The 12,392-nt window shown below is 67.3% G+C and carries 10 protein-coding genes, 1 tRNA gene and 3 pseudogenes; 8 read left to right on the forward strand and 6 right to left on the reverse strand.

Going from position 1 to position 12,392, the window contains the following annotated elements; translation table 11 throughout:
• Window positions 1-10: 10 nt before the first annotated feature.
• The gene (gene rapZ / locus ACFJI0_RS17190) at window positions 11-934 is read left to right on the forward strand and encodes an RNase adapter RapZ (RefSeq protein WP_382321378.1); all 924 of its coding nucleotides are present in this window, start codon (window positions 11-13) and stop codon (window positions 932-934) included.
• On the opposite strand, the gene mutY is transcribed toward rapZ, so the two are convergent.
• The 3 genes from mutY to mutM all read right to left on the reverse strand — a co-directional run bounded on the left by mutY (window position 931) and on the right by mutM (window position 4,900).
• On the reverse strand, window positions 931-1,980 hold the full coding sequence (gene mutY, locus ACFJI0_RS17195) for an A/G-specific adenine glycosylase (protein ID WP_382321380.1): 1,050 nt from the start codon (window positions 1,978-1,980) through the stop codon (window positions 931-933). The two genes, rapZ and mutY, sit on opposite strands and share 4 nt — an antisense overlap.
• A 44-nt stretch (window positions 1,981-2,024) precedes the next feature.
• Window positions 2,025-3,971 (reverse strand): dynamin family protein, encoded by a 1,947-nt coding sequence (locus ACFJI0_RS17200; RefSeq protein ID WP_382155301.1) that lies wholly within the window; start codon window positions 3,969-3,971, stop codon window positions 2,025-2,027.
• A gap of 113 nt (window positions 3,972-4,084) precedes the next feature.
• The gene (gene mutM, locus ACFJI0_RS17205; RefSeq protein ID WP_382155298.1) at window positions 4,085-4,900 is read right to left on the reverse strand and encodes a bifunctional DNA-formamidopyrimidine glycosylase/DNA-(apurinic or apyrimidinic site) lyase; all 816 of its coding nucleotides are present in this window, start codon (window positions 4,898-4,900) and stop codon (window positions 4,085-4,087) included.
• A gap of 218 nt (window positions 4,901-5,118) precedes the next feature.
• Between mutM and ACFJI0_RS17210 the strand changes: the two genes are divergently transcribed.
• The 7 genes and pseudogenes from ACFJI0_RS17210 (at window position 5,119) to pth (ending at window position 10,878) form a co-directional block, all read left to right on the forward strand.
• Window positions 5,119-6,768: a tetratricopeptide repeat protein gene (locus tag ACFJI0_RS17210; protein ID WP_382321382.1), complete on the forward strand. Its 1,650-nt coding sequence runs from the start codon at window positions 5,119-5,121 to the stop codon at window positions 6,766-6,768.
• The gene (locus ACFJI0_RS17215) at window positions 6,765-7,271 is read left to right on the forward strand and encodes a lipoprotein insertase outer membrane protein LolB (protein ID WP_382321385.1); all 507 of its coding nucleotides are present in this window, start codon (window positions 6,765-6,767) and stop codon (window positions 7,269-7,271) included. Before ACFJI0_RS17210 ends, ACFJI0_RS17215 begins: the two co-directional genes overlap by 4 nt.
• Window positions 7,272-7,285: 14 nt before the next feature.
• Entirely contained in the window at window positions 7,286-8,164 is an 879-nt protein-coding gene (ispE, locus tag ACFJI0_RS17220; RefSeq protein ID WP_382325703.1) for a 4-(cytidine 5'-diphospho)-2-C-methyl-D-erythritol kinase, read from the forward strand.
• Between the two features lie 90 nt (window positions 8,165-8,254).
• A tRNA-Gln gene (locus ACFJI0_RS17225) sits at window positions 8,255-8,331 on the forward strand.
• A 97-nt stretch (window positions 8,332-8,428) separates the two neighbouring features.
• Window positions 8,429-9,404, forward strand: a pseudogene (locus ACFJI0_RS17230) (ribose-phosphate pyrophosphokinase).
• A 99-nt stretch (window positions 9,405-9,503) separates the two neighbouring features.
• Window positions 9,504-10,137, forward strand: a pseudogene (locus ACFJI0_RS17235) (50S ribosomal protein L25/general stress protein Ctc).
• Window positions 10,138-10,208: 71 nt separating this feature from the next.
• A pseudogene (pth, locus tag ACFJI0_RS17240) lies at window positions 10,209-10,878 on the forward strand (aminoacyl-tRNA hydrolase).
• Here the strand turns inward: pth and ACFJI0_RS17245 are convergent.
• The 3 genes from ACFJI0_RS17245 to rsmD all read right to left on the reverse strand — a co-directional run bounded on the left by ACFJI0_RS17245 (window position 10,824) and on the right by rsmD (window position 12,388).
• Window positions 10,824-11,126, reverse strand: coding sequence for a YfhL family 4Fe-4S dicluster ferredoxin (locus ACFJI0_RS17245; protein ID WP_291113989.1), 303 nt, complete (start codon window positions 11,124-11,126; stop codon window positions 10,824-10,826). The pseudogene pth and the gene ACFJI0_RS17245 sit on opposite strands and share 55 nt — an antisense overlap.
• A gap of 92 nt (window positions 11,127-11,218) precedes the next feature.
• A complete protein-coding gene (gene coaD / locus ACFJI0_RS17250; RefSeq protein WP_382321386.1) occupies window positions 11,219-11,737 on the reverse strand; it encodes a pantetheine-phosphate adenylyltransferase in 519 nt (172 codons plus the stop codon).
• A 36-nt stretch (window positions 11,738-11,773) separates the two neighbouring features.
• The gene (gene rsmD / locus ACFJI0_RS17255) at window positions 11,774-12,388 is read right to left on the reverse strand and encodes a 16S rRNA (guanine(966)-N(2))-methyltransferase RsmD (protein ID WP_382321388.1); all 615 of its coding nucleotides are present in this window, start codon (window positions 12,386-12,388) and stop codon (window positions 11,774-11,776) included.
• Window positions 12,389-12,392 lie beyond the last annotated feature (4 nt).

Here is a 12,392-nt window from a genome sequence, read left to right on the forward strand (position 1 = left end):
AGCCGCTGCCATGAACCCGATTGACGACACCCCGATCCACCTGGTCCTGATCACCGGCATGTCCGGCTCAGGCAAATCGGTGGCGCTCACCGCGCTCGAAGACGTGGGCTTCTACTGCGTGGACAACCTGCCACCCGAATTGCTCGAGTCCTTCATCGAACTGGAGCAGAGCAACCAGGCACCCCGGGGTGCGATCGCCATGGATGTGCGCAGTGCCGCCTCGCTGCCGGGCCTGCCCAAACGCCTGGCCCAGCTGCAGCGCCGCGCCCACCGGCCGGTGCACCTCACCACGGTGTTCCTGGACGCCACCACCGACACGCTGGTGCGCCGCTTCTCGGAAACGCGCCGCCTGCACCCCCTCTCGCTCAAGCAGGCCCACGACCAGCACCGCGCGCTGACCGACGCGATCGAACACGAACGCGAGCTGCTGGCCGAATTGCGAGAGCAGGCGCTCGTGCTCGACACCAGCCTGATCCGTCCCACGCGCCTGCGCAGCCAGATCAAGGACCTGCTCGGTGCGACGCAGGCGCCCCTGACGCTGGTGTTCGAGTCCTTCGCGTTCAAGCGCGGCATTCCCATGGACGCCGACTTCGTGTTCGACGTGCGCATGCTGCCCAACCCGCACTACGAACCCGAACTCAAACCCTTGAGCGGGCTCGATGCCCCGGTGGCCGCGTACCTCGCGGCCCAGCCCGAGGTGGGACAGATGGAAGAGCAGATCACCGCCTTCCTGCGCCACTGGCTGCCACAGATGCTGCGCGACCACCGCAGCTACGTGACGGTGGCGATCGGCTGCACCGGCGGCCAGCACCGCTCGGTGTACCTGGTGGAGCGGCTGGCCGACACCTTCGCGCCCGACTGGTTCACGCGCGTGCGCCACCGCGAAGACGACAACTGGCCCGGGCCGGCGAGCCAGGCGGCCGAGCTGAGTTAACTCAAGGCCGACAACAGCTGGCGCACAGGCGTCGGCAGACCGTGGTCGATCAAGGCGCCTGCGGGCACCCATTGGCCTTCGGGCAAACCGTCAGACCCTTGACCTTCCCGCAGATCCAGCAGCAAGGGGTGCAGGCGCAACTCCCGGTGGGTCAGGCTGTGCGACACCGGCTCGAGCGGCTGCAGCCGCCGGGCAAACCCGGATGACAGCGACGCCTGCAAGGCCGGCTCATCGGCGAACACGGGCGGGCAGTACAGCCCGGCCCAGATGCCCGGTGCGGGCCGGCGCTCCAGCCAGAAGGCTTGTTGCCCATCGGCACCGGTGCCCCGCACCAGCAACAGCCACCAGTTCTCGAAACGGCGTGCCACACGGCGGGTCTTGACCGGGAAGCGCGAAATCTGATCCGTCCCGTGCGCGCGGCACACCATCTGCACCGGGCAGCGCCCGCACAGCGGCTTGGTGCGCTGACACACCGTCGCGCCCAGGTCCATCAAACCCTGCGTGTAGGCCGTCATGTCCTCGCGCGTGGGGGCGTCCGGCAACAAGGCCTGGGCGAGCGACCAGAGTTCGCGCTGCGGCCCGGCCTGCGCCAAGTCACCTTCGAAGGCAAGCAGGCGCGACAACACCCGGCGCACATTGCCATCGAGGATGGAGATGCGCTCGCCGTGGCAGAACGCCGCGATCGCCGCGGCGGTGGAGGCACCGATGCCCGGCAGGGTCTCGAGTTGCTCGGCCGTGTCGGGGAACACGCCCTGGTGGTCCTTCACCACCGCCTGCGCGCAGCGGTGCAGGTTGCGCGCCCTGCTGTAGTAGCCCAGGCCGCTCCACAAGGCCATCACGTCATCGGGCAAGGCCGCGGCCAAGGCACGCACGTCCGGGAAACGCTCCAGGAAACGGGGGTAATAGGACAGCACGGTGCTGACCTGGGTTTGCTGCAGCATGACCTCCGACAGCCACACCCGGTAGGGATCGCGGGTGTTCTGCCAGGGCAGGCCACTGCGGCCCGAGTGGCGCTGCCATTCAATGAGCCGGGGCGCAAAAGTCATGGGCAGTGCAGTCCCCACGGGGTTCACCGAAATCGCCTCGGCGCTCATGCCGCGAGCGCTTCGTCGGAGGGTTCTTCTTCGGGTGCGGCCAGCAGGTGGTCGGTGAGCTCGGCCAGTTTGACGTCGAGCTGATTCAGCTCGGCCTGGTGCGATTGCAGCTCCCGGATGCGTTCGTCCAGACCACCAGCGGCCTGCTGGATGCGCGACACGGCCTCGATGCGCCGGCTGAAATTGCGGCGGCGCTCGCGCAACTGCGCGTCGAGCTGGGCGGCGGCGGATTTGTTCCACAGCTCCACCTCGTTGACCGCGGTGTCGTACACCACGCGCAGCCGGCTCATGAGCGCACGCGCCAGGCGCTCGGCAAACTCGGGCTGCGCCAGGCGCAGCGCGTTGCCCAGGCTGAGGTACTGCAGGTGGCTTTTCTCGATCAGGTCGAGGTCCTTCACGTACTGTCCCAGGCGCGGCGGCGTGGGCGCCTGCAGCGAGAAACCGTACTCGGCATTGAGGTTCTTGAAGCTGCCTTCCAGCATGGACTGGATGTCACCCGCCATGCGATCGGCCTTGCCCATGTCGGTGCGCAGGCGGTCGAAGGTGTGGTCGTAGGCGCGGCGCACGCCCAGCTTGATGCCGGGCTGCTTCAAGGCCTTGCCCAGGGTCGCCACCTCGGCCTTGAGATGGGAAGAGCTGAGCATGGCGAACAGGTCCTTGAGCAGGCGCAGGTGCACCGAGCGCACCGCCTGGATCTTGGCACCGCTCGCATCGAAGTCGGCCTGCTCCTGCTCGATGCGCAGGCGCATCTGCTTGATCACACCGGTGTTCTTGCCGCGCAAGCCTTCGAGTTCCTGGATCTGCTCCACCAGATCGCGCGCTCGGGTGTGCACCATGCGGCCGGTTTCCGAGCGAAGCGCCTGGATGCCATTGGCGACGGCCGCGCCCAGGATCTTGCGGCGCTGACCCAGCAGATCCACGCCCAGAGCGGTCTCCAGCTCCATCAGGTTGCTGGCGGCCAGCAGCTTCTTGTCGCGGTGCACCTTGGCCAGCAGGCCCTTCTGCGCCGACACCGCCAGCACCTGGCGCGGCGACAGGCCAAGGATCTCGGCCGAGTCGGTGCGCTGCGAAGCGATCTGCAACTGCACCTGCTCGGGCGAGCTCAGTGCGTCCCACATGGTGTCGATCTTGTTGAGCACCACCAGCCGGGACTCGCGCCCCTCGCCCAACACCGCAAGGTGCTGGCGCCAGATGGTCAGGTCGGACTTGGTCACGCCGGTGTCGGCCGCGAGGATGAACACCACCGCGTGCGCCTGCGGCAGCAGGCTCACGGTGAGCTCCGGTTCGGCGCCGATGGCGTTGAGGCCCGGGGTATCAAGAATCACCAGGCCTTGCTTGAGCAAGGGGTGCGCCATGTTGATCAAGGCATGCCGCCATTTCGGCACCTCGATCAGGCCGTCCGGGCCAGGCAAGGGGTTGTCTTCGGGCACCTCGTCGTGCCAGAACCCCAGCGCCGCCGCTTCCGCCTGCGTCACGCGGCGCACCTCGGCCACCTTCTGGATCGCGCGCGCCAGCTGCTTGGGGTCGTTCACGTCGAGATCGACCCGCTCCCACTTCTCCAGCGCATTGCGCCAGTCCAGCAAAGATTGCGGTTGCAGGCGGGTTTCGATGGGCAGCAGGCGCAGGCACGGCGGCACTTCCGCGTCATAGCCCAGCTCGGTGGGGCACATGGTGGTGCGCCCGGCGCTGGCGGGCATGATGCGACGGCCATAACCGGCGAAGAACACCGCGTTGATCAGCTCGGACTTGCCACGCGAGAACTCGGCCACGAAGGCCACCATGATCTTGTCGTTCTTGACCTGCGCATGCAGCTGGTCGAGGCGCTCTCGCACGCCAGACTCCATGAGGTCGTGGTCGGTCAACCATTCGGACAACAGCTTCAGGCGCAAGGCAAACTGCTTGCGCCACACACCGTGCTGATCGAATTCCTGGTTGAAGCTCATGGGCCTTGTGTCTCTGTCAATAGGTCAATATAGCATCGGCACACAGGAGAAAGCTGACCGGTCGGAAAGACCGACAGCCGGGCGCCCGGGCACAAAACCGCACCGCTGGCGCGTCACTTTTTCTGACACACGGGGCAGAAGAATGTGGACCGTTGGCCCTGCCGCATCGCCTTGACCGGCGTCCCGCAGACCCGGCAGGGCTGGCCCTCGCGGCCATAGACCATGGCATCGAGCTGGAAGTAGCCGCTCTGCCCTTCGGCACTGGAGAAGTCGCGCAAGGTGCTGCCTCCCAACGCCACCGCTCGCTGCAGCACCGACACAATGGCCGCGTGCAGCCGCGCCGCGCGGGGCTTGCTCAGGCGATCGGCGCGCAGCGCGGGGTGAATGCCCGACATGAACAGCGCCTCCGACGCATAGATGTTGCCCACGCCCACGACGATGTCGCCCGCCATCAGCACCTGCTTGATGGCGGAGCGCCGCAGCTTCAGGGCCCGGTGGAAACTCACTGCATCGAAGCCGATCTCCAGGGGCTCGACCCCCAGGCCGCCCAACAGCTTGAGCACCCGGGCGTCCTCCAGAGACGGGGCATAGACCACCGCACCAAAGCGGCGCGGGTCGTGCAGGCGCAGCACCCCGTGGCTGGTCAACAGTTCGAAGTGGTCGTGCACGCCGCGCGGCGGCAGGCTGGGGGCGAACTGCAGGCTGCCCGACATGCCCAGGTGCAACAGCAACACCCCCTCGTCCAGATGCACCAGAAGGTACTTGCCGCGCCGCGCCACCGAGCGCACCTGGCGCCCGGCCAGGCTCGAAGGCTCACAGCCCAGAGGCCAGCGCAGCGGCTTGCCCAGGGACAGCGCACGCACCTGGGCGCCCGCGATGCGGTCGGCAAAGCTGCGGCGCGTGACTTCGACTTCGGGCAATTCGGGCATGGCGGGTGGTTTTTCTGCAGGGGTCCGGAACGCCGGTGCGGTCTTGGGGTCACACCCCCGTGCCCCTGAACCCTTCCCATTATCATGACCCGATGAACACCTTGCACCGCACCGCGACCCTGGTTCTCTTGGGCTTGGCTTTTGGCGCGGCCGCGCAGCCTGCCCCACCGGCCGCGCCACCCGCAGCCGCCGCCCAGCCCCCCGCAAGCGAGCCTGCCGTGGTCAATTCGGCCCTCAACGCGCCCCTCTTCTACCAACTGCTGCTGGGCGAACTCAATGTCAGCGCGGGTGAGCCGGGCACGGGCTATTCGCTCATCCTGGACGCGGCACGCCGCCAGAAGGATCCGGAGCTGTACCGGCGCGCGGTGGATGTGGCCTTGCAGGCCCGTTCGGGCGAGGCCGCGCTGACCGCGGCGCGCGCCTGGGCTCAGGAAATTCCGAACAGCCCGGAAGCCAACCGCTTCGTGCTGCAGATCCTGCTGGCGCTCAACCGCGTGGGCGAGACCGGCCCAGTGCTGCAGGCCATCCTGCAAGCCAGCCCGGTGACCGAGCGCAACGACACCATCAACGCCATTCCGCAAACCTACGGGCGCATTGCCGACAAGGCCCTGGCCGCGACCGTGGTGCGCGAGGCCCTGGCACCCTCGCTCAAACAACCCTTCCATGCCGCGGCGGCCTGGACCACCGTGGGCCGCATGGAGCTGGCGCAGGACCAGTTGCCCCCGGCCCTCGCGGCGGCGCGCGAAGGCCATGCGATCGATCCTGCATCGCCCTACCCGGCCCTGCTCGCGCTGGAATTGATGGAGCGCGGGCAGAACGACGCCGAGGCCATCGTGCGGCAACAGCTGCAGACCGGCAATGCCGCCACGCCGGGCGACACCGCCGTGGCACTGGCCTATGCCCGCATCCTGGTGGATCTGCAACGCAACAGCGAAGCGCGTGCGCAACTCGAAGCGCTCACTGCGCGCCAACCCGACCAGGCCGAACCCTGGTTGCTGCTGGCTTCGCTGCAGGCACAAGACAACGCGTTGGCGCCCGCCACGGCGTCGCTGCAGAAGTACATGGCACTGGCGCGCCAGTCGGGCGACGAGCGCACCGCGCGCGGCCTGACGCAGGCCTACCTGCTGATGGCGCAGATCGCGGAAAAGCAGAACGACTTTCCCGCCGCCAATGCCTGGCTGGACCGCATCGAGAACGCCGACGACATCATGGCCGCCCAGATGCGGCGCGCCTCGCTGCTGGCCCGCCAGGGCCAGTTGCCCCAGGCCCGCGCGCTGTTGCGCGGCCAGCCCGAGCGCCGGCCCGAAGACGTGCGCCTCAAGCTGGTCGCCGAAGCGCAGTTGCTGCGCGACTTCAAGGCCTACCAGCAGTCCTACGAGGTCTACAACGAGGCCGCCACCCGCTTCCCTGAAGACACCGACTTGATCTACGACCAGGCCATGATGGCCGAGAAGGCCGGGAAACTGGCCGACATGGAGCGCCTGCTGCGCCAGCTGATCGCCCTCAAGCCCGACTACCACCACGCCTACAACGCGCTGGGCTATTCGCTGGCCGAGCGCAACATGCGCCTGCCGGAAGCCAAACAACTGATCGAGAAGGCGGTCTCGCTCGCGCCGGGCGATGCCTACATCCAGGACAGCCTGGGCTGGGTCGAGTTCCGCATGGGCAACAACGCGCGCGCGCTGTCCATCCTGCAGGCCGCCTACGGCAAACGGCCCGACCCGGAAATCGCCGCGCACCTGGGTGAGGTGCTGTGGGTGCAAGGCCAGCGCGAGCAGGCGCTGAAGATCTGGCGCGAAGGCCTGCTTCTCGCGGCCGACAACGAAACCCTGCAGGCCACCCTCAAACGCCTGCAAGTCAAACCATGACCGTGCGGGCTTTCCCCTGGCCCAGGCTGCAGGGCCGCTTGGCCGTGCTGGCCTTGGCCGCCGTGCTCTCGGCTTGCGCCACACCGCCTCGCTCGGCACTGCCTGGCGAAACGGTGTGGAGCGGCCGCCTGTCCCTTCAAGTCGACAGCGCGCCACCCCAGTCGTTTTCCGCCGCTTTCGACCTGCGCGGCGCCCCCGCCGAAGGCGAGCTGCAACTCACCTCGCCCCTGGGCAACACGCTGGCGACCGTGGTGTGGACGCCCCAGAGCGCCGAGTTGCGCCAGGGCGGCCAGGTCACCCGGCGCGGCAACCTGGACGAGCTCACCACCGAACTCAGCGGCACGGCGGTGCCGGTCGCGGCGCTGTTCGGCTGGCTGCGCGGCGAGCAAGGCGATGTGCCCGGTTGGCAGGCCGATCTGTCGCGTCAGGCCGAAGGCCGCATCACGGCACGCCGCTCCACCCCCTTGCCCACCGCCGAACTGCGCGTCGTCTTCCAGCCATGACCTCCCACGCCCCCGTGCGGCGCCTGCTGGACGTGCCTGCGCCCGCCAAGCTCAACCTCTTTCTGCACATCACCGGCCGCCGAGCCGACGGTTACCACCTGTTGCAGTCCATCTTCATGCTGGTGGACTGGTGCGACCACCTGCATTTCGAGCGCCGGGCCGATGGCGCGATCAGCCGCGAGGACCTCACGCCCGGCCACCTGCCGGCCGAAGACCTGTCTGTGCGGGCCGCAAGGGCCCTGCAACAGGCCACCGGCTGTGCTCACGGCGTGCACATCGGCCTGGAAAAACGCCTGCCCGCCGAGGCCGGCATGGGCGGCGGCTCCTCGGACGCGGCCACAACCCTGCTGGCCCTGAACCGGCTCTGGGGGCTGGGGTTGAAGCGGTCGCAGCTGGCGGCGATCGGTTTGCAACTGGGCGCCGACGTGCCGTTTTTCATCGGCGGGCGCAACGCCTGGGTGGAAGGCGTGGGCGAGCAGCTCACCCCCGTGGCCCTGCCGCCCACCCGCTTCCTCGTGGTCAAGCCACCCACGGGCGCCTCCACCCAACGCATCTTTGGCTCGCCTGAGCTCAAACGCGACACAAAAACTGCTACAATCCAAGGCTTTGCTGCAAATGACTCGCGTGAAGGCGCGGTGATCGATCTCCAGAAAGTTCTGGCCTTCGGACACAACGATCTTCAACCCGTGGCGCAGGCGCTCTGTCCCGATGTGGGGCATTGCATTCGATGGCTCGACAGCCATGGATTGCAAGGGCGAATGACCGGATCGGGAACCGCGGTGTTTGCACAGCTGCCGCAGGCAGTGGACCTGACAGACGCCCCCGGCGGCTGGAAGGTTCGAGAATGCGGCAACATGGATGCACATCCATTGCTCGACTGGTGCACCGATTAGAATCGGCAGCGCACAGCCCAGGCAGTGGTTGCGCAACCTGCGACGTTTTTGGTTGGTTGTCCGGCATCACGCCGAACCATCGACCTGCGTAGGGGAGTCGCCAAGTTGGTAAAGGCACTGGATTTTGATTCCAGCATGCGAGGGTTCGAGTCCTTCCTCCCCTGCCACCCTGTTTCAACACATCAAGCACCGGAACGGCCACCCCCGGGTGGCCTTTTTTGACGGCGATCTTCTGGGTCCGTCGTTCAGACAGCTGGGAATACCATGCAAGTTCAGCCCCCGGATTTCATGATCTTCACCGGCAACGCCAACCCGGTGCTGGCCTCCGAAATCGCCCAACACCTGGGCACGCAACTCGGCGCGGCCAATGTGGGTCGCTTCTCCGACGGTGAAGTCACGGTCGAGATCACGCAGAACGTGCGCGCGCGCCACGTGTTCGTGATCCAGTCCACCTGCTCGCCGACCAACGAGAACCTGATGGAGCTGCTCATCATGGTCGACGCGCTCAAGCGCGCCTCGGCCGAGCGCATCTCCGCCGTCATCCCCTATTTCGGCTACGCCCGCCAGGACCGCCGCCCGCGTTCGGCCCGCGTGCCGATCTCGGCCAAGGTCGTGGCCAGACCTGCTGCAGACCGTGGGCGTGAGCCGCGTGCTGACCATGGACCTGCACGCCGACCAGATCCAGGGCTTCTTCGACATTCCGGTCGACAACATCTACGCCTCGCCCGTGCTGCTGGGCGACCTGCGCCAGAAGAACTACCCCGACGTGCTCATCGTCTCGCCCGACGTGGGTGGCGTGGTGCGCGCCCGTGCGCTGGCCAAGCAGCTCAACTGCGACATGGCCATCATCGACAAGCGCCGCCCCAAGGCCAACGTGTCGGAAGTGATGCACGTGATCGGCGACATCGAAGGCCGCAACTGCGTGATCATGGACGACATGATCGACACCGCCGGCACGCTGGTCAAAGCCGCCGAGGTGCTCAAGGAGCGCGGCGCGAAGAACGTGTATGCGTACTGCACGCACCCGATCTTCTCGGGCCCGGCCATCGAACGCATCGCCAAGGGCAGTGCCCTGGACGAGGTGGTGGTGACGAACACCATTCCTCTCTCGCAGGCCGCGCAGGCCTGCTCCAAGATTCGCCAGCTCTCCGTGGCACCGCTGATGGCCGAGACCATCGCGCGCATCGCCTCGGGTGAGTCGGTCATGAGTTTGTTTGCCGATCAGGACAACCTCTTCTAAGAGGCTGAAGGCAGCAAAAAGCGGGTCGTCTCCATGGTGGGGGCGGCTTTTTTGAAACAGAGGCGTTCTGGTCGCGGAACCCCTCCACAGGAGTCAGTCATGCAATTCGTCGCTTTTGAGCGCGCCAAGCAGGGTACGGGTGCGAGCCGCCGTCTGCGCAACACCGGTCGCGCGCCCGGTATCGTTTTCGGCGGTGAAACGCCGGCCGCCACGATCGAACTCGATCACAACGCCCTGTGGCACGCCCTGAAGAAGGAAGCGTTCCACTCGTCCATCCTCGACATGGAACTCGCTGGCAAGGTGCAGAAGGTTCTGCTGCGCGATGTGCAATACCACCCGTACAAGCCGCAAGTGCTGCACGTGGACTTCCAGCGCGTGGACGACAAGACCCGCCTGCGCAAGAAGGTGCCGCTGCACTTCGTGAACGCCGACAACTCGCCGGCCGTCAAGAACGACAAGTGCGTGATCAGCCACGTGCTCAACGACATCGAAATCGAGTGCCTGGCCAACCCAGCTGCCCGAGTTCATCGAAGTGGACCTGGGTGAAGTCACCAAGGGTGCCACCGTGCACACCGGCGACATCAAGCTGGCCAAGGGCGTCAAGCTCGTGACGCACGGCCGCAAGAACATCACCGTGCGCACCGTGGTGGAACCGGTGGAAGAAGTGGTCGCCGCACCGGTGGCCGCTCCCGCCGACGACAAGAAGGCCGCCAAGGGCAAGGGCAAGAAGTAATTCCAGCCCCTGCTGTCAGAAAGGCCCGCACCCGCGGGCCTTTTTGTTTTCCGCCTCGATAATCCGATCCCATGATCAAACTCATCGCCGGCCTGGGCAACCCGGGGCCGGAATACGAACACACGCGCCACAACGCCGGCTTCTGGTGGGTGGACGAGGCCGCGCGCCTGCTCAAGGTGTCCCTGCAGATGGAGCGTGGGCATTTCGGCCTGGTGGCGCGGGCCAACGTGGGTGCGCCAGAGCGTCTGGCTGGTGGAGCCGCAGACCTTCATGAACCTCTCGGGCAAGTCGGTGGCCTCGGTCGCGCGCTTCTTCAAGATCGCGCCCGAAGAGGTGCTGGTGGTGCACGACGAACTGGACCTGGCGCCCGGTGAGGCCAAGCTCAAGAAGGGCGGCGGACACGCGGGCCACAACGGCCTGCGCGACATTCACGCGCAGCTCGGCAGTGCCGACTACTGGCGCCTGCGCGTGGGCATCGGCCACCCGGGCAACAAGAACGAAGTGGCGAACTGGGTGCTGAAGAAGCCCTCGCCCGATGACCGCATCGCGATCGCGCAGGCGCTGGATCGCTCGCTCAAGGCCTTGCCGCAGTTGATCGCGGGCGAAATGGACAAGGCCACGGCCTTGATCCACACCAGCAAGCCGCCGCGGCCCAAGCCACCGCGGCCGGCCACCACGCCAGCGCCTCAGGCCGAGGCGGGTGGCGGGGCTGCCGTGTCACCGGCGGCCGACAAGGGCTGACCGGCTTTCTGCAGGCGCTGGTACTTCTCCCACAGCGTCTCGCGCGACTCGACGTGGTCCGGGTTGATCGGAATGCAGTTCACCGGGCAGACCTGCACACACTGCGGTTCGTCGAAATGCCCCACGCACTCGGTGCAGCGCGCCGGGTCGATTTCGTAGAAGTCCTCGCCCATGGAGATGGCCTGGTTCGGGCACTCGGGCTCGCACACATCGCAGTTGATGCATTCGTCGGTGATCAGCAAGGCCATGGTCAGGCTGCGGCGCAGGGCCGCCCCAAGCAAAGCCGCTCCCCCGCGGGGGGCAGCGAAACAGCGAAGCGTGAAGCGTGGGGGCTCATGTTCTAAGCCTGCAGGGGCTTGGGTGCGAGCCGCGCGGCCACGGCGCCGCTCACCATCTGCGACACATCACCACCCAGCTGCGAGATCTCGCGCACCAGCGTGCTGGAAATGCACTGCAACTCGGCCTGCGGCAGCAGGAACACCGTCTCCACCGCCGCATTCAGCTTGCGGTTCATCGCCGCCATCTGGGCTTCGTAGTCGAAGTCGGTGAGGTTGCGGATGCCACGCACCACGGCGGTCGCGCCATGCTGCCGGCAGAAGTCCATGATCAGGCCTTCGAAGGGCAACACTCGCACCCGCCCCGGCATGCGGGACGCGACCTCGGCGGCCATGTCCAGCCGCTCCTGCAGCGTGAAGCGGGTCTTCTTGTGGTGCGCGATGGCCACCGCGATGACCAGTTCGTCGAACAGCAGCGCGGCGCGGCGCGCCACGTCTTCATGGCCCAGGGTGATGGGGTCGAAGGTACCGCTGTAGACCGCCACGCGGCCACCACCGCCGGTTGAAGCAAGGGCTGAACTCATGCCGAAGATTATGCGCGAGGGGCCCCGCGCCGCGCCTCACTGGGCCGGCAATGGCCGCAACAGGTGAAAGGCCACCGCCCCGGCCTTGCCTTGGCGGTGCACCTGCAGGCCGATCTGGGCCAGTTCGTCCTCGCCCCAGGCCCGTGGGGCCTCCAGGTAGATCAGGCCGTCCCCTTGCACCGCCTGGCGCGCGGCGGCCAGCGCGGCGGCATACAAGGCCTCGTTCTGGCCCTCACCAAAAGGCGGGTCCAGGAACACCACATCCAGCCCTTGCCCGGCCCGCTGGCGCAGCGCCGCCACACCATCGCCCCGCTCCACGCGCACGCCCGTGGCCTTGAGCTGGGTGGTGATGCGGCCCAGGTTGGCGAGCAAGGCGCTGTCTTGCTCCACCAGCACCACCTCCACCGCGCCGCGCGAGGCAGCCTCCAGGCCCAATGCCCCGGTGCCGGCGAAGGCGTCGATGCAGCGCCAGCCGCTCAGGTCCTGCCCGAGCCAGTTGAACAGGGTTTCGCGCACGCGCGAAGGCGTGGGCCGCAGGCCCGGGCGGTCGGCCACGGGCAGTTTGGTGCGTTTCCACTGGCCGCCGATGATGCGCACCTCGTGGGGGGCGCTCGCGGCGGCGCGCGCGGCGCTGGGGGCAGGCTTTTTCATGGCA

The organism is Hydrogenophaga sp. UC242_53 (assembly GCF_042696965.1).
GTDB lineage: Bacteria > Pseudomonadota > Gammaproteobacteria > Burkholderiales > Burkholderiaceae_C > Hydrogenophaga.